The organism is Chryseobacterium sp. JV558 (assembly GCF_033712365.1).
In the GTDB taxonomy this organism is placed as follows: domain Bacteria; phylum Bacteroidota; class Bacteroidia; order Flavobacteriales; family Weeksellaceae; genus Chryseobacterium.
The window spans coordinates 210,686-233,996 of the sequence record NZ_WJHU01000003.1 but is presented as its reverse complement, the minus strand read 5'-3'; the positions used below and the strand labels follow the sequence as shown (position 1 = coordinate 233,996).

Annotated in this window: 22 protein-coding genes; 10 read left to right on the top strand and 12 right to left on the bottom strand. The window is 36.1% G+C overall.

Annotated features, from left to right (window positions below):
* Positions 1-28: 28 nt before the first annotated feature.
* The 4 genes from GFU89_RS12025 to GFU89_RS12010 form a co-directional block, all read right to left on the bottom strand.
* Positions 29-391 (bottom strand): hypothetical protein, encoded by a 363-nt coding sequence (locus GFU89_RS12025; protein ID WP_318847350.1) that lies wholly within the window; start codon positions 389-391, stop codon positions 29-31.
* Between the two features lie 69 nt (positions 392-460).
* Positions 461-1,960: a GH3 auxin-responsive promoter family protein gene (locus GFU89_RS12020; RefSeq protein ID WP_318847349.1), complete on the bottom strand. Its 1,500-nt coding sequence runs from the start codon at positions 1,958-1,960 to the stop codon at positions 461-463.
* A gap of 136 nt (positions 1,961-2,096) precedes the next feature.
* Complete coding sequence (locus GFU89_RS12015) at positions 2,097-2,390, bottom strand: hypothetical protein (RefSeq protein WP_318847348.1); 294 nt, start codon at positions 2,388-2,390, stop codon at positions 2,097-2,099.
* 182 nt (positions 2,391-2,572) lie between these two features.
* A complete protein-coding gene (locus GFU89_RS12010) occupies positions 2,573-2,968 on the bottom strand; it encodes a hypothetical protein (RefSeq protein WP_318847347.1) in 396 nt (131 codons plus the stop codon).
* Between the two features lie 245 nt (positions 2,969-3,213).
* Here GFU89_RS12010 and mfd point away from each other — a divergent pair, with 245 nt between their 5' ends.
* From mfd to pth, 7 genes are all read left to right on the top strand, one after another.
* Positions 3,214-6,582, top strand: a complete 3,369-nt coding sequence (gene mfd / locus GFU89_RS12005; protein WP_318847346.1) for a transcription-repair coupling factor — start codon at positions 3,214-3,216, stop codon at positions 6,580-6,582.
* 371 nt (positions 6,583-6,953) lie between these two features.
* A complete protein-coding gene (locus GFU89_RS12000; protein ID WP_318847345.1) occupies positions 6,954-7,775 on the top strand; it encodes a hypothetical protein in 822 nt (273 codons plus the stop codon).
* Positions 7,775-8,596, top strand: a complete 822-nt coding sequence (locus GFU89_RS11995; RefSeq protein WP_318847344.1) for a hypothetical protein — start codon at positions 7,775-7,777, stop codon at positions 8,594-8,596. The genes GFU89_RS12000 and GFU89_RS11995 overlap by 1 nt, the downstream gene beginning before the upstream one ends.
* A gap of 8 nt (positions 8,597-8,604) precedes the next feature.
* Complete coding sequence (locus GFU89_RS11990; RefSeq protein WP_318847343.1) at positions 8,605-9,342, top strand: hypothetical protein; 738 nt, start codon at positions 8,605-8,607, stop codon at positions 9,340-9,342.
* Positions 9,343-9,494: 152 nt separating this feature from the next.
* The gene (locus tag GFU89_RS11985; RefSeq protein ID WP_318847342.1) at positions 9,495-10,370 is read left to right on the top strand and encodes a hypothetical protein; all 876 of its coding nucleotides are present in this window, start codon (positions 9,495-9,497) and stop codon (positions 10,368-10,370) included.
* A gap of 101 nt (positions 10,371-10,471) precedes the next feature.
* Positions 10,472-11,404, top strand: coding sequence for a hypothetical protein (locus GFU89_RS11980; RefSeq protein ID WP_318847341.1), 933 nt, complete (start codon positions 10,472-10,474; stop codon positions 11,402-11,404).
* A gap of 86 nt (positions 11,405-11,490) precedes the next feature.
* Positions 11,491-12,054 (top strand): aminoacyl-tRNA hydrolase, encoded by a 564-nt coding sequence (gene pth / locus GFU89_RS11975; protein WP_318847340.1) that lies wholly within the window; start codon positions 11,491-11,493, stop codon positions 12,052-12,054.
* Between the two features lie 153 nt (positions 12,055-12,207).
* Here the strand turns inward: pth and GFU89_RS11970 are convergent, their stop codons facing one another.
* From GFU89_RS11970 to GFU89_RS11955, 4 genes are all read right to left on the bottom strand, one after another.
* Entirely contained in the window at positions 12,208-12,843 is a 636-nt protein-coding gene (locus GFU89_RS11970) for a carbonic anhydrase (protein ID WP_413228593.1), read from the bottom strand.
* A 55-nt stretch (positions 12,844-12,898) separates the two neighbouring features.
* On the bottom strand, positions 12,899-14,491 hold the full coding sequence (locus GFU89_RS11965; RefSeq protein WP_318847339.1) for a SulP family inorganic anion transporter: 1,593 nt from the start codon (positions 14,489-14,491) through the stop codon (positions 12,899-12,901).
* A gap of 149 nt (positions 14,492-14,640) precedes the next feature.
* The gene (locus tag GFU89_RS11960; RefSeq protein ID WP_047380370.1) at positions 14,641-14,940 is read right to left on the bottom strand and encodes a hypothetical protein; all 300 of its coding nucleotides are present in this window, start codon (positions 14,938-14,940) and stop codon (positions 14,641-14,643) included.
* Between the two features lie 21 nt (positions 14,941-14,961).
* A complete protein-coding gene (locus GFU89_RS11955; protein WP_318847338.1) occupies positions 14,962-15,630 on the bottom strand; it encodes a carbonic anhydrase in 669 nt (222 codons plus the stop codon).
* A gap of 386 nt (positions 15,631-16,016) precedes the next feature.
* On the opposite strand from GFU89_RS11955, the gene GFU89_RS11950 reads away from it, so the two are divergent.
* Both GFU89_RS11950 and GFU89_RS11945 read left to right on the top strand, forming a co-directional pair.
* The gene (locus GFU89_RS11950) at positions 16,017-17,156 is read left to right on the top strand and encodes a helix-turn-helix domain-containing protein (protein WP_318847337.1); all 1,140 of its coding nucleotides are present in this window, start codon (positions 16,017-16,019) and stop codon (positions 17,154-17,156) included.
* Between the two features lie 131 nt (positions 17,157-17,287).
* The gene (locus GFU89_RS11945; protein ID WP_318847336.1) at positions 17,288-17,893 is read left to right on the top strand and encodes a DUF2306 domain-containing protein; all 606 of its coding nucleotides are present in this window, start codon (positions 17,288-17,290) and stop codon (positions 17,891-17,893) included.
* Between the two features lie 27 nt (positions 17,894-17,920).
* Here GFU89_RS11945 and GFU89_RS11940 read toward each other — a convergent pair whose 3' ends face one another.
* From GFU89_RS11940 to GFU89_RS11925, 4 genes are all read right to left on the bottom strand, one after another.
* Positions 17,921-19,414 carry a phosphoethanolamine transferase gene (locus tag GFU89_RS11940; protein ID WP_318847335.1) on the bottom strand — a complete coding sequence of 498 codons (1,494 nt, stop codon included), beginning with the start codon at positions 19,412-19,414 and terminating at the stop codon, positions 17,921-17,923.
* A gap of 539 nt (positions 19,415-19,953) precedes the next feature.
* Positions 19,954-20,508 (bottom strand): serine acetyltransferase, encoded by a 555-nt coding sequence (locus tag GFU89_RS11935; protein WP_318847334.1) that lies wholly within the window; start codon positions 20,506-20,508, stop codon positions 19,954-19,956.
* An 11-nt stretch (positions 20,509-20,519) separates the two neighbouring features.
* Entirely contained in the window at positions 20,520-21,668 is a 1,149-nt protein-coding gene (locus GFU89_RS11930) for a glycosyltransferase (RefSeq protein WP_318847333.1), read from the bottom strand.
* Positions 21,669-21,700: 32 nt separating this feature from the next.
* Entirely contained in the window at positions 21,701-22,177 is a 477-nt protein-coding gene (locus tag GFU89_RS11925) for an acyltransferase (RefSeq protein ID WP_228408609.1), read from the bottom strand.
* Between the two features lie 146 nt (positions 22,178-22,323).
* Here GFU89_RS11925 and GFU89_RS11920 point away from each other — a divergent pair, with 146 nt between their 5' ends.
* The gene (locus GFU89_RS11920) at positions 22,324-23,295 is read left to right on the top strand and encodes a ketoacyl-ACP synthase III (protein ID WP_318847332.1); all 972 of its coding nucleotides are present in this window, start codon (positions 22,324-22,326) and stop codon (positions 23,293-23,295) included.
* Positions 23,296-23,311: the final 16 nt, after the last annotated feature.

Sequence of the window (23,311 nt, the reverse complement as noted above, 5' to 3'; positions counted from 1 at the left end):
AAATATATCTCAAAAGATAAAATCTATTTTAGTCAGCTCTTGAAGAACTGATTACGATGGCAGCAACACCTGCAGCCCCAATAATAGTAGCTCCGGCAGCAATTCTTGCTTTTCTTCTGTCTTTTACAGCCGCTACATTCGATTTAGGAATGACCACTTCCGTACTGTCTTTCTTACCTGCTGTACCTACAAGATTATCACCCACCATGTTTCTGAATAAGATGGTCTGTTTCGGAGAGCCGTCTCTCATAGTTACTTTATATACTTTTCCGGCTTCAAGATTAGAATAGTTGTTTTTTGAAATATCTTCGCTGTATTTTGTCGTTGCACAAGACGTGATAACAAATAAAGAGGTTAGTAAAGATGATTTTAACAGTACAGATGCTTTCATTATTTTCTTTTAGTTTTTCAAATTTATAATTTTTTTCGAATATACGTTTTTGGAATTGAAAAAATGTGATTATTTTTTGTAAATTTCTAAGAGATCTGCAATGTTTCTGTCATTAGCCAATCTTGGAGTCTTGTTTTGCCCTCCCAATTTACCCTGAGATTTAGCATATTCATGAAAGGCATTTTTCTTTAGTCCCGTGATATGCAGTTTCTGTAAAATATTCCCGGAAATAAGATCATTATAATAAGTGTTTTTTGCTCTCAGCTGCAGATCCAGCTCATCTCTGAATGCCTCTAAACTCTCCGGTTCCTTTTCAAATTCAATCAGCCACTCGTGATATGGAAGTCCTTCACCTGGGTTTACCTGAGGGGCAAGATGGAATTCTGTAATTTGTGCAGGGTGTTTTTCAAGAGTGGCTTTCATCGCTTCTTCTACCTCAAAAGCAATCACATGTTCCCCGAATGCAGAAGTAAAATGTTTGGTCCTGCCGCTTACCAGAACCCTGTAAGGATCTTTACTGATAAATCTTACAACATCTCCAATAGAATAAGCCCACAGTCCGGAATTCGTAGTAAGAATAAGGGCATAATCTTTATGAAGCTCAATTTCTTTCAATGTTAATCTTCTTGCTCCAGGCTTGCCATATTCTTCCAAAGGAATAAATTCATAGAAAATTCCATGATTGGTCAATAATAGGAGACCTTCTTTTGTATAATCATCCTGAAAAGCAAAAAAGCCTTCAGAAGCTGGAAATGTCTGAATAATATCCACTTTTCCTCCCAGCAGATCTTCCATTTTGTCCCGGTATGGTTCGTAATTGACACCTCCGGTAACAATAAGCTGCAGATTCGGGAAAAGCTGTTTGATTTTTTTGCCGTGTTTTTCTGTTAACTTCTCAAAATACATGATCAGCCATGGCGGAATTCCTGAGATCAGGGTCATGTTTTCATGTTCTGTTTCTCCAATGATTTGATCTACTTTGGCTTCCCAGTCTTCCATAATATTGGTTTCCCAGCTTGGCAGACGGTTTTTTTGAAGATAATTGGGGATATGATGTGCTACAATACCAGATAACCTTCCTGTTTTTATTCCAAAAACTTCTTCCAGTTCAGGGCTTCCCTGTAGAAAAATCATTTTACCGTTTACAAAATCAGCATTGTTCTTTTTACTGATATAATGAAATAGAGCACTTTGGGCACCTGCAATCTGAAGTGGCATTCCTTCTCTGGAAATCGGAATGTATTTAGATCCGGATGTTGTTCCCGATGTTTTGGCGAAATATTCAGGCGTTTCCGTCCATAGAATATTGCCCTGACCTTTTTTGACCCGCTCTATATAAGGTTTCAGATCTTCATAGTCTGCTACCGGAACTCTGTCCTGAAATTCTTTTACAGAATGAATGCTTTCAAAATCATGTTCCCGCCCAAAAAGTGTTTTTTGAGCTGTATTGACTAGAGAAAGTAATAAGTCTTCCTGGTTTTTCTCTGCATTTTTTTTGAATTCCTCCGCTTTTTGAACATGTTTCTTTGCCCAGATAAGCGCTGCATTTTTCTTGAAGAAGTTTAACATGGGTCAAATTTATAAATAACTAGAGAATCTGGAATCATTTTTTACGAAGCTTCACATAAAAAAACCGATGGAACAAGTTCCACCGGCTTTTTCGAAATTTGATTATGAAAATAACAACTATATGTTAATGTTATGCTTATTTGTTTGCTTTGTATCTTTTATCCGGAGTACCGTCTTTTTTAAGATGCTTGTTGTCTTTATATCTCTTATCCGGAGTACCGTCTTTTTTCATTTTGGCAGCCGGAGCAGCAGGCTTCGCTGCTTTTGCATCCATTGCCGGTTTAGCAGCTTTTACTTCTGCAGGTTTAGCAGCTTTCACTGTAGTTTTTACAGGAGGATGAGCTTGAGCGCTTGTAGCGGGAGCAGTCTGCTGAGCAGTTGCAAGTCCTAATCCCAGGATCAATGACATTGCAGATAATAATTTTTTCATAAGAATTACTGTTTGTTTTTTGTTGAATAAAGATATACAAAAAGCAGGCTAGAAAATTTAGATTTTCAACCTTAACTAAAGTTTATTACTGCTTAAAAAAAAATTAAAACACTTCATTTACAATAGAAAAGCCTGTCTTCAGAGGAAAACAGGCTTGCAATAATATATAAATAGACAGGAGGCTAACGTGTACAGTTGGCTGTCCACGTTTTACCATCCTTTGCGTATAGGATTTTTAATGTATTGTTGTCAATTCTGATATAAGAGGTTGCTGTAGAACCAATCATAACAAGAGTGTGATCTCCTTCCTGATTAAACTCTATTCCGTTAAGATCCGGAATACTGTTTGAGAAAGCGAAATTATACTTGGTGCCGCTGGCAATCTTCGTTACAAAAACACTTCCGTTATCTGTACTTACATTAGTAGATCCGCCATCGTTATAAGAAATACTGCCTTTATATGTTCCTGCAAAGAATTCGTTGTTTACCGGGTCATCATCCTTGCTGCACGACGAAAAAGATAATGCTGTAAATACCAACAGCATCATAACTCCTAAGATTTTAATTGCTTTTTTCATAATACTTAAATGTTTGGTTAGGCTTAAAATCCCAAACACTATGCCATGAGGGAAAAATTGGTTTTTTTTAACGGGTTCTTAAATAAATTTGTAAAAAATTAAGATTTATTATGCTAAGTCATTCATTTTAAATCCGAAAGTCATTCAGTTTTTTAAAGGAAGAAAAAAATATCCGTACCTTTGTACATCATAAACGGTTTCGGAAAACTCCCGAAATCGCTTTTGTCGTTTATACCATACTATTTATGCAATTAAAATCCATCAACGAAAAGTTTCTTCCAGATCTGATGCAGAAAGAGTTCGGGAAAGAAATTTTCACCCAGCTAGAAAACAGCCAGCATATTGCCGTAAAAGGGAGTGCAGGATCTTCGGTTTCTATTTTTGTGGCTGAGCTTTTTTTGGTTCAAAAGAAAAATATTCTTTATCTGGTAGATGATAAAGAGGATGCATTGTATGCCAATACGGAGATGGAAGATCTTCTTGGTAAAGAAAAAGTGCTGTATTTTCCTGCAACCCATCTTGAGCCTTATCAGGTAGAAAAGACACAAAATGCCAATCTGGTTTTAAGAACTGAAGTTTTAAATAAAATCAATTCCGGAAGATCTCCGAAAGTCATTGTGGCCTATGCCGGAGCCTTATCTGAAAAAGTGCTGAAGAAAGAAGATTTTAAAGCCATCTCTCATCATATAAAAGTAGGAGACCAGCTGGACTTTGATTTTGTAGACGAACTGCTCACTCATTACCATTTTCAGCAGGCTGATTTTGTTTCAGAACCGGGAGAGTTTTCAGTAAGAGGAGGAATTGTGGATGTGTTTTCTTATTCATATGAGAAACCATACAGGATTACATTCTTTGGGAATGAAGTGGAAAGCATTAAAACTTTTGATATTGAAACCCAGCTTTCTATAGCTAAAGTAAAGGACTTTCAATTGGTTTCCAATATGAACTTCTCTGTTACAGGAAGCAGAGTTTCATTACTGCAGCTATTGCCAAATGAAAGCTTTGTAGTTTCTAAAAATGGAATGATAGGAATGCAGAAGATTAGGACATTCTATGAAAAGTCCCTGGAAAAATATGATACATTAAGTAAAGATATTGCACACAGAACTCCCCAGGAACTTTTTATTTCTGATCAGGAGTTTTTATTCGATTATAAAAAATTCAAAACTGTTGATTTTGGAGGGTCAGTGATTGAAGGGTTGAAAGAAATTACTGAAGTCAGAATGGAACAGCTTCCACAGCCTTCTTTCCATAAAAACTTTGAACTTCTGATTGAAGATATTGAAGAAAAGCAGAATAGCGGATTTGATACCTGGATTTCCTTTTCAACGGAAAAACAAAGAGAAAGACTGGAGTCTATTTTTGAAGAACTCGAACATGAACTTCCTTTTAAAAGTTTTAAGTCTGAACTGCATGAAGGATTTGTAGACAACGGACACAAGCTGCTTGTGTATACAGACCACCAGATTTTTGACCGTTATCAGAGATATAAAGCGAAGAATACTTTTGCAAAATCAGAGCAGCTTACCCTGAAAGACCTGATGTCTTTAAAAATTGGAGACTATATTGCCCATATCGATCATGGAATTGGGAAATTTATGGGGTTGGTAAAAGTAAATAATGACGGTAAGATTCAGGAATGTTTTAAACTGACTTATAAAAACGGAGACTTATTGTATGTAAGTATTCACTCTCTGCATAAGATTTCGAAATATAACGGACCAGATGGAAGAGAGATTGTTTTGAGCAAACTTGGTTCTCCGACCTGGAAATCCTTAAAACAGAAAACAAAAGCGAAGGTAAAACAAATTGCTTTTGACCTCATTCAATTATATGCCCAGCGAAAAACGGCAAAAGGATTTGCTTATACACCGGATTCTTATCTTCAGAATGAACTTGAAGCCAGCTTTATCTATGAAGATACGCCGGATCAGGAAAAAGCTACAGTAGATGTAAAGAAAGATATGGAAGCCGATACTGTGATGGACAGGCTGGTTTGCGGTGATGTTGGTTTCGGTAAAACGGAAGTGGCAATCCGTGCGGCATTTAAGGCAGCAACAGACGGTAAACAGGTTGCTATATTGGTTCCTACAACCATTCTTGCTTTTCAGCATTACAGAAGTTTTAAAGAAAGACTTAAAGATTTTCCGGTAAATGTTGGCTATGTCAACCGATTCAGAACGGCGAAGCAAAAATCTGAAACTTTAGATGCTTTAAAGAATGGAAAAGTAGATATTATCATTGGAACACACCAGTTGGTAAGCAGTTCTGTAAAATTTAAAGATCTGGGCTTGCTGATCATTGATGAAGAGCATAAGTTTGGGGTTTCGGTAAAAGATAAGCTGAAAACACTTAAAAATAATGTGGATACGCTTACCCTAACGGCAACTCCTATTCCAAGGACTTTACAGTTTTCATTAATGGCTGCAAGGGATTTATCTGTTATCAAAACACCACCACCCAACAGACAGCCTGTAGATACACAATTAATCGGATTCAATGAAGAGATTCTTCGTGATGCCGTTTCTTATGAGCTTCAGAGAGATGGACAGGTGTATTTCATCAACAACAGGATTGAAAACCTGAAGGATATTGCCGGACTTATCCAGAGGCTGGTTCCAGATGCAAGAGTCATTACAGGGCATGGGCAGATGGAAGGCAGACAGCTGGAGAAGAATGTGTTGGATTTTATGGAAGGAAAATATGATGTTCTTGTATCTACTACCATTGTAGAAAGTGGGGTGGATGTCCCGAATGCGAACACTATTTTTATCAATGACGCACAACGGTTTGGGATGGCAGATCTGCATCAGATGAGAGGAAGGGTAGGACGTAGTAACAGAAAGGCATTCTGCTACCTGATCACTCCTCCTTATGATATGATGACTTCAGATGCCAGAAAACGTTTGGAAGCCATTGAGCAGTTTTCCGATCTGGGAAGTGGTTTCCAGATTGCAATGAAAGATCTTGAGATCCGTGGTGCCGGTGATCTTTTGGGTGCTGAGCAAAGTGGATTCATCAATGAAATGGGTTTTGAAACGTATCAGAAACTAATGCAGGAAGCACTTGAAGAACTTAAAGATGATGCTGATTTTGAAAACCTGTTTGAAAATGAAGAAGACAGGCAGAAACTTTTCAAATCTGTGAAAGATGTCAATATAGATACTGATCTTGAATTAATGTTACCTGATTTCTATATTTCGAATACAGAAGAAAGACTGCTGCTGTATCAGAAAATAGCAGAGATTAATAATGAAGTAGATCTTCATCAGTTTGAACTTGAATTGATTGACCGTTTTGGAGCATTGCCTAAAGAAGCCGTCAATCTGTTGAAAAGTGTTTCTCTGAAATGGCTTGCTGCGGATATAGGTTTTGAGAAAATTGTTATGAAAAATGGGGTGTTCTTAGGATACTTCCCGGGGAATCCTCAGGATAAATTCTACCAGACGGATAGATTCCGACATATCATTAATTATTTAACCCGAAATCCTGCTGAAGCCCAACTTAAAGAGAAGTCCGGAAAAGAAGGTAATCAATTGATGATGAGGAAAGAAAGAGTGAAAAATGTAGATGAGGTCAATATGTTACTGAAAGCTATTATTGAACATAATTAAATTATAGATTCTGTTTGTTATAAACAAATTTGTAAAAGATGTAAAAAGCGTATAAAAATCTTAGATTTTTATACGCTTTTTTGTGATTGTTATCATGTTTTTATTGGGTAATATTCCTTGAGATGGGAATTAAGGCCATTTTAAGGGGGCTAAAATCACTTTTTAATGAGTAAAAATATTCTGCAAATCCCCGTACAGTAAGGGTTTGAGACCTTAATTGAAAATTTAAAATCTGAAAAGTAGAGTTATGTAGAAATAATTCTACTTTTATGTGTGATTAATTCTATGTTGTAATGTGTTTATTTCTATAGGTTTATGGATGTATAACTGGAATTTTTAGGACTTCATTGCGTACCTTTGCAGTCCTTATTATGAAAAAAATTATATATTGCTGCGCGGCTGGACTTCTTTCACTCTGCGCTAACGCACAGGTGGGAATAGGTACTGCAAAACCTAAATCTGTTCTTGACGTGAATGGAAAAACCACCTTAAGAAAAGAACTTAGAGTAGGCGGTACTTCAACTCAGGCTGGAAATGCCGGGTTGAACGGCCAGGTTTTGGTTTCTCAGGGTGAGGGTTTACCTCCCGTGTGGAAATCTTTGAACATTTCCTTTATGGAAGAGGGACAGTATAAGTTGATCAACTCTTATCTGTCGTCAGATCAAGCAGGGATTATATCACTTACCAATGGTACTGCTGGTGATGGTATTTATAAAAATAGTGTTGGAGATAATATTACTGATGCTGCTAAAGGAGCCTGGAAAAAGATTGATGGGCTTCAAAATACCTTTACCATCAAAAATGGTAAAAACAGACTTACCTATCAGTTCCAGACAGGGGTTGAAATCAAAGCACCTACCTCTACAACGATAGAAAGTGTAAGATTTACCTGCGGTGTTTTCAGAAACGGAACTCTGGTAGCTGTACGCCCGGATAGAATTGCTTCTAATAATAACAGTGGAAAAAATGGTCTTCAGGACTATATCTTTACCCTTAATTATACCGAACAGAACGTTCCCGTTGGAGCTCATACGATTGAGATTGCCTGCAGAAAGATTGATACTTCAAATTCTACCTCACAATTTGCTATCGGGCGTAATGTACAGGCTTCAAACGGAGCTTCCAGTGCATTTACTTTGGAATCTACAATGAAAATGGACGTTATTGAATACGTGAGCTATAAAACCAACTAATGATGAAAAAACTATTATCAACACTGTTTCTGACCATAGGACTTTTGGTTTCAGCTCAGGTAGGAATAAAAACAGATACTCCAAAAGCAACTCTTGATGTAAACGGAGATGTCAACTTCAGAAATAAAATTGCAGTTCTTAACACTACCGATAACTCAATTTCTCAGGGAAATAATGACCAATTGCTGGTTTCTCAGGGAGAAGGCTATGCCCCGATCTGGAAATCGCTTCGTATTCCTGAATATGAGCCTAATAAATTTTACCTGATCTACAATAACTCTTTTTCAGATAAAGTAGGGGTTTCATTTACTTCTTCTGATGATTCATCGGTAGGTTTAGCCTCTAGAGGGGGAACTTTTACCAAAGGAAAAGATATCAGCAGTCTTACTAATTTTAAAAAAATAAACAATCTTTCGCAAGTGATCAGTGTATTCAGTACTCAGAGTAAAGCTTACTTTCAGTTTGAAACGGTTGTACAGGCAGACTTCGGAGGTGTGGGTTCTACAGATACTTCAATAGATTATGCCTGTGGTATTTTTGTAGACAATAAACTGGTGAATTTGAGACAGAGAAACTTAAAAGCAATCAGTACTTCATATCCTTTCCTTACTCATACTCAGATTGGTATTGTAGATAATCTTGCGAAAGGAAATCATACCGTTGATGTTGCCTGTACAAGATTGGGTTCTTACGGAGCGTCCAACAATACCCTTACGATAGGAACTAATGTATATACTAATATTAATGGATTTATTTCACAATCATCTCTCAAAGTAGATGTGTATGAAGTTCCAGAAGTGTTTAACACGATTATAAACTAATGCAGATTATGAAAAAAATATTATTTGTAACAACACTTCTGTTAACTGTTGCAGCTTCTGCCCAAGTGGGTATTAATACACCTGATCCGACTAATATGCTGGATGTAAACGGAGATCTGAATGTTGGAAAAGAATTAAGGACAGGAGGTACAGATGTATTGAGAGGATCTGCCGGAACAGCAGGTGATATATTTCACAATAATGCCAACCTGACTACCAATGACTGGAAGGCGATAAAAATTGCAGATGGGCAAGGAAGTATGTCTGTTTTTTCAATCAATACAGTTGCTGATAAAACGGGAGTTACTTTTGTTGCACCAAACGGGGCTACTACTCCTTATAGCGATGGAGATGCTTTAGCTGGGAACTGGACCGTGCTTCCAGGGGCAGTAGATACGTTCTCTGTAACCAATATGGTGAATAAAGCTACATTTTCCTTTCAGACTACGGTTCAAAAAACAGGAACAAACTCTGCGAGTTTTGCCTGCGGTATTTTTATAGATGACAAACTTAGAGCAGTAAGAACGGATGTTTTATTAGGAGATAGTGGTGCATATAAGATTTTTAATCTTAATGCTACTCTTGCAAACCTTACTCCTAAAAACCAATATAGTGTGAAAGTGGCTTGCATCAAAAGAGCCATCTCAGGAACAACTCTGGGAATAGGAAAAGCTGTTGATGCTACTTATCTTAATAGTGATATGTCACAATCTGTTTTGACAACATCTATATTGCAGCCTTATTAATTTTTATCATAATACAATAATTATAAATCTAAAAACGTTATGTTTTTAGATTTTTTTTGATTATTAACTCTATTTCTTGTGAATTTGTCCAGATAAAGTGAAGTGTATTATCGAAAATTGAATTATATTTGGGCAAGCTAAAAAAATTCTATATGGTAAAAAACTATTTTTTTAAAATGTTTGCCAGTATTGCTTTTCTTGGGCTGCTGACAGCATGTAATACTACCTCAGATCCTACAGAATCTATCCCGAATCCGGATGATGGAGCACCGCCTAAAAGAGTGTTATCAAAGGTGGGAGCAAACAATGTTTCTCAGGAAGAATATATTACAACTGCCGGAACCGGAGATTTACAGGCTGCAATCTCTAAAGATGAATCTGCTGGGGGAAGTGCTTATTATACCGGAACGGTAACGTATACCAACAAGAATATCACGAAGGTTAAATATGTAAGCTCTGCAACATCCAGTCTTGTTTATGAATTTAATATTGTTCCTGATGCTACAGGTAAAAAGATTTATAATGCCACTTCTACAACTACAGGAGCCACTCCTTCGGCCTCTGTTATAAGTGACTATACTTTTACTTATAACTCAGTTACCAATAAACTTACCAAGATTCTTGAGAAGAGAAAAGAAGGTGGAATCAGTGCTTATAACAAATTTATAGACTATACTTTTGTGTATAGTGGAGAAAATGTTATTCAGGTAGTTTGTTCCAAAGGAATATTGGATATCAACGGAAGCCCGAATATGGGTACTGCAGTAGTAAGCAAATACAGCTTTCAGAACTATGATGCTCAGAAAAGTCCTTACTCTACACTTCCATCCGTCTATTTCATTACACGAAGTCTGATAAACCCGGCTCAATTCTATAAAATTTCTCCGAATAATCCTACTTCAATGTTTATAGAATTGCCTTCACCAGCTGCTCCTGTTAATACAGCTCAGAGTTATTCTTATGATAATCAAGGGTATGTAGTAGTTGAGAAAAATCAGAATGTTACTTTTACCTATAAAAATTTATAGGAGAAGGAGATAATTACTAATCTTACCAGAATATAAAATAATCATATAATTTTTAGGTAAAAAAAATTATATTTGTCAAAAAAATAATCAATTACAAGGAAATGAAGCAAATTTTCTATTTTATTTTATTAATCGCAGGTTTTTCCTCAATACATTCCTGCAAGAGTTTACTAGATGAAGATGGGAATCCATTATTGGATCTTAATAATACAGGAGGATTAAGCGGTCCCAGAGCATTATACAGAGAAATTACAGATAAAGATACTATCGCAGAATATCAGTACAGCGGGCTTCTGGTAACTAAAGTGCTTACAGACAGTGCTTCAGTTACTAATATTATGTACAGTGGAGATAAGATCAGCCAGATTAATTTCAACGGCTTTTTGGATCTTGACGGAAACGGAAAGCTTGATAAGGATAGTGTATCATACACTCAATTATTTACTTACGTCAATAACAATAAGCTTCAGACTATTTCTGAAAACCGTTCTATTTTCAGAAGACCTCCGCCAGTAATACCAGGAGATCCTCCGGGACCACAGACATTACTGAAAAAAGAGAAGAGTCTTTACAGTATTAAATATAGCACAGCTACTGGAAAACTGGATTCTATCATCATGAAGAATGGTCCGGATGTAGCAGGAGTGCCGCTTGCTTTCACAGATTATTCTAAAACAGCGTATACATATGTAGGAGACAATGTATCTAAGGTGGCAAGATACTATGGAACAATGGCAGGAGGTGCATTTGGTGCGGTTACAGGAAAGTATAGTTATGAATATTATGCATATGATGATCAGGTAAGCCCGTTCACATTATTGCCACACGTATATAAGATTTCAAGACTTTTATCTACGGTAATCAATGATAAAGAAAGCCTTATTTTATCTCCAAACAATCCTAAGAGATGGTCGGTGACAGATCTTTCGCCACCTATTCCAACTCCGATTGTGAAGAGTACCAATTACGTTTATGATCCTCAGACTTATATGACCAAAGGATATGGTGTTAATTACATCTACAAACCACAATAGAAGACTTTTTTAACAATATTAAAACTCAATCTTTCATAAGATTGAGTTTTTTATTTTTTATCCCTTAATTTTGCAAAAAATTTCTGATGAAATATTTAATTGTTGGGCTTGGTAATAAAGGCTCAGAATATGAAAATACACGACATAATATAGGCTTTAAAGTAGCTGAAAAAATAGCCGAAACTCTTGAAGTACCATTCAATACCTCCAATTTTGGATGGTTGGCAGAAGGGAAGCATAAAGGCAGAAAAGTTTTTATCCTTAAACCAGATACCTACATGAATCTTTCCGGAAATGCAGTGAAATACTGGATGCAAAAAGAAAATATTCCTTTGGAAAATGTACTGATCGTGACAGATGATCTTGCCCTTCCTTTCGGAACGTTGAGATTGAAAGGAAAGGGGTCTGATGCAGGCCACAACGGGCTTAAAAATATTAATGAAGTATTACAGACTCAGAATTACGCAAGGCTTCGTTTTGGAATATCTGCTGATTTTTCTGCTGGGAGACAGGTAGACTATGTATTAGGAACCTGGAATGAAGAAGAAGTGGCAACACTTACTGAGAGAATTGAAACCTTTTCAAAGGCAAGCCTTTCTTTCGTATTTGCAGGATTGAATAATACAATGTCTGCATTTAATGGGAAATAGTTGAGAGGTAATAGATTATAGGTGTCAGGTGATAGGGACGTGACGGTTTTTTATTCTGGCTTGTCTCTGCACCATTGCATAATAAAAAATAAATGCCACCGGATTCCGGTGGCATTCCTGTAAATTATAATTGAAATTTAATGAGTTTTATCTTTATAACCAGCTTACTGCACCTGTTTCAACATCGTAGTTGGCTCCAACAATTTTAATTTTACCTTCGTTTTCAAGGTTTCTAAGTGTTGAACTTTGTTTACGGATATCTTCAATTGCATTTTTTACATTTTGCTGATTAAGCCTTTCCAATAGAGAACTGTTTTTTGATGAACGCTCTTCATTTTCTTCAATAATATCATTGATGATAGGGTTGAAATGATTGATCAGGTGGTTAAGATTATCCATTCCCAATCCTTCAATCTGTGCAGCATCAAGGCCTCCTTTCAAAGCGCCGCATTTTGTGTGTCCTAAAACTACAATAAGTTTAGAACCGGCAACGTTACAGCCGAATTCCATAGATCCAAGAATGTCCTGATTAACAAAATTACCGGCAATTCTGATACTGAAAACGTCTCCTAATCCCTGGTCAAAGATAAGTTCCGCAGAAGTACGGCTGTCTATACAGCTCAAAACTACTGCAAACGGCCATTGTCCTTCACGGGTAGCATTCACTTGTTCAAGAAGGTCTCTGTTTGCTTTAAGGTTGTTTACAAATCTTTGGTTTCCTTCTTTTAAGAATTCTAATGCTTTCTCTGGAGTGATAGTAGACTGTGTTTCGTATGTATGTGCTTTCATATTATGTATTGTTTTCGAATTTAAAGTTAAAAAAAAAATTAATTGTAAATGGAGATTACATGGCTCTTTTGTGAGTAACCAGAATATGGGAATCCTCACTTCTTTCGTAATCTCTGTATGAAGTTTTAAAGCCTAGAAGTTCTACGTTGATGTCCTGTTCTTTTGCGCGGATATTGGCAAAATCCTGAATCATTTCCAATACATCCGTGGCAATGTATGAAGTGCTTCTTGCATCAATGATAACCGTTGAGCTTGGTTTTATATTTTTAAGTGTTTTTTTGATAGCCGCCTTATTTAAAAATGAAACTTCTTCAGCCAGTTTTATATTGATTCCATCTGCATCATCCAGCCTTTCTCTGCTTAAGTAATAAGCTCTTTTCATATTCCCCTGAAGAATATAGAAAACAGAGATGGTAAGACCAATTCCTACTCCTTTTAATAAATCTGTTGCCACAACAGCTACCACCGTTGCTACAAACGGAATAAACTGGAATTTTCCTAAATGCCAGAAATGCTTGAACGTAGCTGGCTTTGCCAATTTATATCCCACTAAAATTAATACCGCCGCCAAAGTAGCTAATGGGATTAAGTTGAGAATAACAGGAATAGAAAGTACACAGATCAATAAGAATATCCCGTGAATAATAGCTGAAGCTTTAGAAGTTGCGCCGGCGTTAGCATTAGCAGAACTTCTTACCACGACAGATGTCATTGGAAGACCTCCAATAAATGAGCTGATAAGGTTTCCGATTCCCTGAGCCTTAAGCTCAAGATTGGTATCCGTAATTCTTCTCTGTCTGTCTAATCGGTCTGATGCTTCTATACAAAGTAACGTTTCAATAGAGGCTACAATAGCAATTGTTGCTCCTACGATCCATACTTTAGGATTTGTGAAACCATTAAAGTCAGGAGTGGTAATCAGGTTCTTGAAATCATCAAAAGACTTGGGAACAGGTAAAGAAACCAAATGCTGGGTTTCGATAGCCAGAGAGCTTCCGGACATCTTAAAGAGCTGATTCAAAAGAATACTTACAATTACCGCAACCAAAGCTCCGGGAAGCATTTTCAGCCTCTTCAGAACGTGGATTTTATCCCATGCGATAAGAACTGCCACTGAAACTAAAGTAATCACGATAGCTCCAGGATGAATAGCCCCAAATAATTCTGTAAAATATCCGAAGTTTAAACCATTGTCAAAAATAGATTCATGACCTTCATAGTCTTTATCGAATCCTAGAGCATGCGGAATCTGTTTTAAAATAATAATGATTCCTATAGCAGCAAGCATTCCTTCAATCACATTGTTTGGAAAATAGTTGGAAATACTTCCAGCTCTTACAAATCCTAAAATCAATTGAATAAGTCCTGCAATAATTCCTGCACAAAGGAAAAGTTCAAATGCGCCAAGATCTGTTATAGCGGTTAAAACAATTGCCGTTAAACCTGCTGCAGGTCCGGAAACTGAAATATTAGAATTACTGAGTGTTCCTACTACCAGGCCGCCTATAATACCGGAAATAATACCGGATAATGGGGGAGCACCTGATGCTAAAGCAATTCCTAAACACAACGGAAGTGCTACTAAAAATACCACGAGTCCTGAAGGAAAATTCTCCTTGATTCCTCCTATTAATGATGTCTTTTTCATAATGTGAAGCTGTAAAGTATAACCGGCTTATTTCATTGTAAATAAGTCAATTATAAAAAGTTGAGAAAAAAAATAATTTTTAAAGTACGTGTGTATCCGATATCAAAAAATGATATGGAAATAGTATCAAAAAAATCTAATGATAGGAGTTACGCTTCCGGAGGGGGAGAAAATATAGTAAGTAAAGGTGAAAGATGAAAAGAATCATCTATCAGTACAAAAGACACGCCCTGAAAATCAGGTTCGGAAAACTTCAGGTAGTCGAAAACGTCCAAAGGTTTCGGAATAGTCTTTTCGTAAACAATGAATGAGGATGGGTGAGAATGTGGTTCTTCTTCGTTGATTATTATATTCGTTCTTGCAATATCCCAGCCCGCTACCGCAGCAATGCCTGGCAGCGCTGTAAAATTCAGAAAAAACGTTAATACAATAATACTCCAGAATTTCATTTTACCTTCTTTTTAGAAAAACTACTTGGTCTTTCTGCTCATTACCCAATCTGAACCTGTAAGGTTGTAGATCTTTTGGATGTCTTTTAAGGTTTTCTCAAAATCAATCTTCAGATCAATGATCTTACCTGTTCTAAGGTCAAATACCCAGCCGTGTACAATAGGTTGTTCTTCTAAAATATACCTTTCCTGTACGCAGGCCATTTTGATCACGTTGATGCACTGCTCCTGAACATTAAGTTCTACAAGTCTGTCATAACGCTTGTTTTCGTCTTCAATAGAATCCAGCTCTGCCTGATGTAATCTGTAAACGTCACGAATGTTTCTCAGCCAGGGATTCAATAATCCCAGATCCTGAGGAGTCATCGCTGCTTTTACACCACCACAGTTGTAATGTCCACATACAATAATGTGTTTCACTTTCAGATGTTCTACAGCATATTGAATAACCGCTGTGGAACTCATATCTAAAGTATTGACAACATTGGCAATGTTTCTGTGAACAAAAACTTCGCCCGGCTTTGCTCCCATCAATTCTTCTGCTGTGGCTCTGCTGTCTGAACATCCGATATAAAGGAATTCAGGATGCTGAGTTTTTGCAAGTTCTTTGAAGAAATTCGGGTCTTCAGCTACTTTGGATTCTACCCATTTTTTATTGTTTTCAAAAATAACCTCGTACGATTGTGACATAATTTTAAATTTTTAAAAGCTTATAATTATTTATTTCGTTTAAATTATTTCCAAAATCAATAGACTGAATCAATAATTGTACAAAAATATACTTTTTGTTAAAAAATCAATCACTTTTAACAAAGTTTAATATTAAAATATGCTTAAAATCATATCTCATATTCCGATATACTTTGCTTTACAGCCATTAGGCTTTATATAGGGTAATCCAAACGCTCAAAAACCACGATAAAATTACGAAGTATAAATTAAAATTCAATATTTGTGAATTAAAATATTCTTAATTTATTGTCAGATAATCGAACTGTTTTGGAAGGGCTAATTAAAAAAGCTGTTATATATCTGAAAAAATGAATAATTTAATACCCTATTAATCTATCAATCTGATGTCTGATTTTGGTCTGCAATCCTTATCACCACTATTTTACTGGGCAGGAATTTTTATTGCCTTTTTTTCATCTTTTCTGATATTGGGAAAATCCAAAAAAGTGACAGCAGATTATGTGTTGGCGATATGGTTTATGATCATAGGGGTGCATCTCATTTTTTTTGTTTTGTTTCGCGCAGAAGGTTATTTGCATTTTCCTGCTCTCATTGGTTTCGAGATTCCTTTTCCTTTCATGCATGGGCCGATGCTGTATGTATATATTTTGTGTGTTACCAACCAAAATTCCGGCAAAAAGATTTGGCTGGTGCATTGGATTCCGGTTCTGTTCATTTATATCGCTTTGTTTCAGTTTTTGATGCTTTCTCCTCAGGAGAGATTAGCTGTTTATCAGAATAAAGGTAAAGGATATGAAACATTGAGCCAGGTGATCAAAATTCTTATGATTATCTCCGGAATTCTATATGTAGGACTAAGTCTTCTTGCTGTCAGAAAATACAAAAGAGAGATCTCTAACCAATATTCAAATACTGAGAAAATCAACCTGAATTGGGTGTATTATCTTATTATCGGTATAGCACTGATATGGGTGGCTGTCATTATAAGAAATAATATTCTTATTTTTTCTATGGTAGTTTTGTTTATCCTGGTTGCCGCTTATTTCGGAATCAGCGGGGTTGGAATTCTGGATTATTCAGCAATAAAGATAGAGGACACAATGGAAAATGTTCCGGTTGAAAATATTTCTGAAGTTCCAAAATATGAGAAAACCTTTGCCGGAGAAGAAGCAATACAGGAGATTTATAATAAGCTGGTCATTCAGATGGAAAAGGAAAAGCTGTATAAAGATCCCGAATTGAACCTGAATTATGTTGCTAAGCTTTTGGATGTTCATCCCAATATACTTTCCCAAACCATCAATTTTGTTGAAAACAAAAACTTTTACGATTATATCAACCGTCAGCGGATTGAAGAATTTAAAAGGATAGCAGTATTACCTGAAAATGGAAAGTTTACGATTCTTTCATTGGCATTTGAGAGTGGGTTTAATTCAAAAACGTCATTTAACCGGAATTTTAAGAAATACATGGACTGCTCACCTAGAGAATTTCTAAAAAATCAGAGTATTATTATGGAATAACCTGTTAGTTGATTTTTTTTAAGCGTAAGTTGTTGTTTTATAGCGGCTCATTCATTTGTTCCACCTTTCATTTTGGAACAGATGAAGCGTTTATATTCCTCATTTTTACAGAAAAATTGAATCAGATCTTTATGAGAAAATTATTATTTGTAATCATGTGTGTGTTAGCATTGCTTATTGGTGCTTATCCTCTTATTTATGCTTTTGTGGAGCATAAACATACCTTTTTAGGATCTAAATCTCCTGAAATACTTCATAATATCATCTGGAAAACAGCCTTTTTTGCCCATATTATTTTCGGAGGGCTGGCGCTTTTTATCGGTTGGCGGCAGTTTGGCAGTTCATTCCGGAATAAATACTTCAAGATTCATAGGAAAATTGGAGGTTTCTACGTAATTGCAGTGATCATAAGTTCTGTTTCTGCTATTTATATGGGTTTTTACGCTAATGGTGGACTCATTTCCGCAATAGGATTTATCAGTTTAGGGTGTACCTGGCTCATGACAACTCTTGCTGCAGTTGGGCAGATAAGAAAAGGAAGTGTTGTAATGCACCAACAGCTCATGATTTATAGCTACGCTTGTACTTTTGCTGCGGTGACACTGAGATTGTGGTATCCTTTGCTAACTAATATTACCGGAGATCCTGAGAACTCTTATATTGCTGTTGCATGGTTGTGCTGGGTCCCTAATCTATTGATTGCTTATTTTATCAATAAAAGAATGACTGTGATATAGTTTTTCTTTCTCAGTAGAGATTATATTTTACTCCGGCAGCTGTCTATATTCCATACTCTTCATCTCTAAATTTAAATATTTATTTCCTTCATTTTTATAATGCTGAGGAACCTCAAGACCCATATATTTCATAATCAGAGGATAGATATAAGTAGTCTGGGTCTGCTTGGTTTCATGTCCAGTAATTCTATATGCTGCAGGAACTTTATCTCCATACCATACAAAGAATGGAACCTGGGTAGATTCTTTAGAGTCTACATGCAGTAATTTGTCTCCCTGTATTTTAAGTCCATGATCTGATGCATAGATGACTACGGAATTGGTGTTTTTCAGCGTGCGGAAAATATTATTGAATACATAATCAGTGTATTTTATGGAGCTGTCATAGCAATTTAGATCCTCGGAGTTCCAGTTGGGAGGAAGTCTGTTGCATGGATTTGGGTGGCTTCCCATGATGTGAAGAACCACAAATTTATCCTCTTTCTTCTGAATGACCTTCTCCAATTCCGGAACAATTACTTCATCATAACCGTTTACCCATTTTTTATTTTTAGACATCGAAGCGATGGCTGTTATCCCTCTTGCGCTCGCCTGTGTGCTGAGCCAAAAAGAATTGTATCCGGTTTGATTGGCCAGATTGATAATATTGTAGGATAGCTTGTCATAACGATATCTGAATTCATCAGGATGAATGCTGGACAACATTAAAGGAACACTCAGATTGGTAATTCCTGCAGGAGAAACGGCATTGTCAAAGATCATCATGTTCTCAGCCTGCTGATCCGTATAAGGAGTTGTCTTTTTAGAATAACCATACAGTGACATATTTTGCTTTCTTTCAGACTCTCCAATGATCAGAATTACATTTTCTATTCCCGGCTGTATTTTCTTGATGTTGAAAACGGGAACGTTTTTTTTGATTTCATTAATATCTTCCTGAATTTTCAATGCTGTGTTGAAATCAGAATAATGATAATATACACTTTTGATCATTTTTCCACCTCCTTTATTGCTTACATATCTGTGTTTAAGGTAAAAAGTAAACGGCATGAGAAGCCACAATAGTGCAATAATGATGAATTTGATATTGAATGTAACTACATTTTTTTTCAGGTAATTGACAGAGTACAGTAACAACCCCAGAAAGATAAAAAATAAAATTCCCGGCAGAATAAACATATAAGACATACTCATAGCCTCATTCACATTAGATTCCAGAATACTGATAGCCATTCCCACATTAAACCCTGAATGGTAAATGAAAAAACAAGATACGGATATCAGAAAGTTGATACTTAATAATATGCATAAAATGACGGCGATGGCAGTGGTATATTTATTCTTAAAAAGAAGTGCATTGAATACAAGGAAAGAACAAAACATAATTCCATATTCAAAAATATTCCGGATGCTTTCCAGCTTTTCTGCCCCGAATAGATTATCAAAGATATAAGGGAAGGAAAGTAGAAAACCTGTGAGATAGATTAAAATAAGAAAAATCGGAATTATTTTTTTGAGCATGGTTGTATATATATTTTCAGGGCTGTTAAGATCATTTTTTAATAATCTTTCTTAAGAGTCTTTCGGGTAAGAGTCTGCTAAATATCAGAATCATGTATGCATGAGAAGAATTAATGTCAGATAATAATTCTTAGGTGTTACAGATATTGTATCAACTCAAAAAGAAACTTTTGAAAGATAATTGTTACAGTTGCATGGCGGAGAGTTATTTCTGTCCGCTTAGATTTTCAATGATGGTAGAAAATGTAACTATAGAGCTGATAGTGCAGATAGGGAATGGGGAAAATGCGGATGTATTTCTTTCATCAAAAATTATTTTTTAAATTAATTAAGCCTGGGTTGTGTTTTTAATATTAAGCGATTTTTATCAGAACAAGTGACATTGATGGATTGAGGCCATCCGGATCATAAAACTTACTATTGTTTATAAAACCGATTGATTGTATCGTTATTTCATAACCAAACAATGCCTTTTTTACAAATGTACACGAAATTACCGATAAATGCAAGTAGAACTTTTACTATAAGTGGTGGAATTACTACACTTTACGGTTGATATAATCCATTGTTGCATTAGGGGTAGGGATGATTTTTGCCGGGTTTCCTATGACAACAGAATTAGGGGGAACATCAAAGTTGACATAAGAATTTGGAACAATCAAAACATTATTTCCAATAGTGATTGCCCCTACAATAACGGCATTGGTACCTATCCAGACTTCATCCCCAATGATTGGGGAACCTTCATTTTTTCCTCGGTTTTGCTGGCCAATGGTAACTCCCTGTGCGATATTACAGTTTTTACCAATGACTGTTTTCGGATTGATGACAAGACTTCCCCAATGACCCAGATAAAATCCTTCGCCAATCTGGGTTTCAGGATAAATCTGAAATCCATATTTGATTTGATAATGTCTTAATACAATTCTCCAGAACGTATTCAAAAGATGATTCTTCTGATACTTCTGAGCCTTTCTCAAAATGTAAACAAAATGAAGATTGGGATTAATACATTTTTTCCAGATCTGAAAGGTTGAAAGCCACTTTCCGCTTTCCCGGTAAAAGTCTTTTTGAATGATAGAATAATCAGCCATTGTCAGTGTTTTTATACTTCATCAATTATTTTCTGAAGATGTTCCACAGATTTTTCAAGCACAAACGGCAGCTCGGTTACTGAGATCTGTTTTTTGTATTCTTCAGTTACATTTTTATCAGTAAGAAACTTTTTCATTCCCTCATATATTCCCTCTTCGGAATTTGCGGTAATATTGCCCAGTTTTCCATTTTGCAGGAGATCTCTGATGCCGGAAATATCCGTTGCAGAAATAGGTTTGTTGAGAATAAGTGCTTCCGCTATGATGGTAGGGAATCCCTCATGCCTTGATGACATTATATAGAAATCCGCTTTTTTCATATACGGGTATGGGTTACTGCTGAAGCCCAGCATTTTTGCTGTATCCTGAAGCCCTAGTGTGTTGAGCTGATCCTGAATTTTCTCAAAATCATAACCATCACCAATGATCAAAAGCTGATGCTTTAACCCTTCATCAATCAGTTTTTTATGAACATTCAATAATCTGTCGTAGCCTTTTTGTGGATATACAGTTCCTACCGTTACAAAAGTAGGAAGATCACTGTTGAAAGGATAATCAGTGATTTCAATATCTGCCTTTCTTAAGGTATCATTTTTGTCAATTGGATTAAAAATCTTGATCACAGAAGCTTTTTCCGCCTCATTTTTGGCGAGATTATGCATTCCTTCCTGCAGTTTGTTGGAAATCACAAGGATTCTGTCAAACTTGAAAAACTGTCTGATGACTTCCGGAGTATATTCTTTCAAATTGAAAATGTCATTCTGTACCCAAATAATCTTTTTAGAATCTTTTTGAGGGCTGGACAGTATTTCCTGATGCATGGCATGGATGGCAGCAATTTCTACATCGTATTGTTTATTTTTTAAAACAAATTTATAAAGTAGAGAAGGAAACCAAAGAAACATTTTCTGATAAAGAACCCTGTAAGCCTTCACAGGAATATCCTGAGGCCTGTTGGTTGTTATCATTTCTCCTTTTGTCAGATAGTATAAAGTTACCCATGACGGAACCTCTTTAATATATAATCCCGAATAAAGGTTGACCAAAAGGTCTACTTCATATTTATCGGAAGGGAGATTTTTCAAAAAGTTGATTAATACTTTTTCTGCACCGCCATGACGTAATGAACCTATACGAATGAGGAGTTTTTTCTTTTTCAATTTGTTTCTTTTATGATTTTACAAGATTAAATTTATTTAATTTTTCTTGCTTTTTTATACTTGTGAGGAAGATTTTCTTTGATATAGGCATCCAGTTTTTTTCTGTCTTTCTCCAATTCACGGGGATATTCCGGGTTGTTTTTAAGAACAATATCACCATAATCTTCAATGGTGCAGAGAAATTGCGCTGGATTCCCGATAAAAACCGTATTATCAGGCATAGATTGTGACAACACTGAGTTGGCTCCCAGAATACAGTTGTTTCCAATCTGTACATCCTGCATGATTACAGCATTGAGACCAATTGTACAGTTGTTTCCAATCTTTATTCTTCCAAGAATCCTTGCATCTTCATATCCGGGAAGCCTTCTCAGCAGGGTAGTGGTTCCCCCGTGATTTACAAATCTTACGTCTCCGGCAATATTTACATTGTCACCAATCTCAATAAGGTAAGGTTCAGTTCCAAAATACACTTTATCAGGCATATTGAAGTTTTTTCCTACCTTCATACCTCTATATTTAGCCACTTCAAGACTGCCTCTATTCAAAAAAGATTGATAGAGAGCGTCTATTTTTAATAGGATTCTGAATATAAAAATCATCACAAGTGTAAAGTTGTTTTCGTTACTTTTGCAAAGAAAGAGAATTTATTAATATGATGAAAATTTCAAAAATAGAATATTATCTGCCTCAGCAGGTGTTAACTAACGAGGGGCTTGAAAAATTGTTCCCCGAATGGAGTTCAGAACGCATCAAGGAGAAAGTAGGTATTTCCCAACGTCATATTTCTTCAGACAACGAAACGGTGCTGGATATGGCGGTACAATCTTCAGAAAAAATTTTCGAAAACTATGACCGGGATAAAGTAGATTTTATTTTGTTCTGTACGCAAAGTCCAGAGTATTTTCTGCCTACAACGGCCTGTATTTTGCAGGACAGACTGGGACTTAGAAAAAATATCGGAGCTATAGATTTTAATCTTGGCTGTTCAGGATTTGTATATGGACTGGCTTTTGCGAAAGGATTGATTGCTGCAGGAATTGCAAAGAGCATTCTTTTGGTTACTTCAGAAACGTACACTAAACATATTCATCCCGATGATAAAGGAAACCGAAGTATATTCGGGGATGCTTCAGCTTCAGCAATTGTTGAAAAAGCAGAGGGTAATGACTACCAATTCTGCCTGGGAACAGATGGAAGCGGTGCCGAAAACCTTATCGTGAAGAAAGGGGCTTTCAAAAAAGACTTTGAACTGAATCCTGAGCATGAATTCAGTCCTGAAAATATTTATATGAATGGTCCTGAGATTTTTAACTTTACAATTGAAAATATCCCGGGATTGGTAAAAGAAACCCTTGAAGTAAACGGAATGACGATGGATGATATTGATCATTTTGTTTTTCATCAGGCCAATTCTTTTATGCTGAATTATTTAAGAAAGAAAACAAAAATACCGGCTGAAAAGTTCTATATTGATATGGAAAAAACCGGGAATACCGTTTCTGCAACCATTCCTATTGCTCTTAAAAATATGATGGATAAAGGAATACTGAAGGAAGGTGATAAAGTTTTAATGGCAGGATTTGGGGTAGGATATTCATGGGGAGCTACCATTATGGAAATTTAAGATAACAAACATTTAA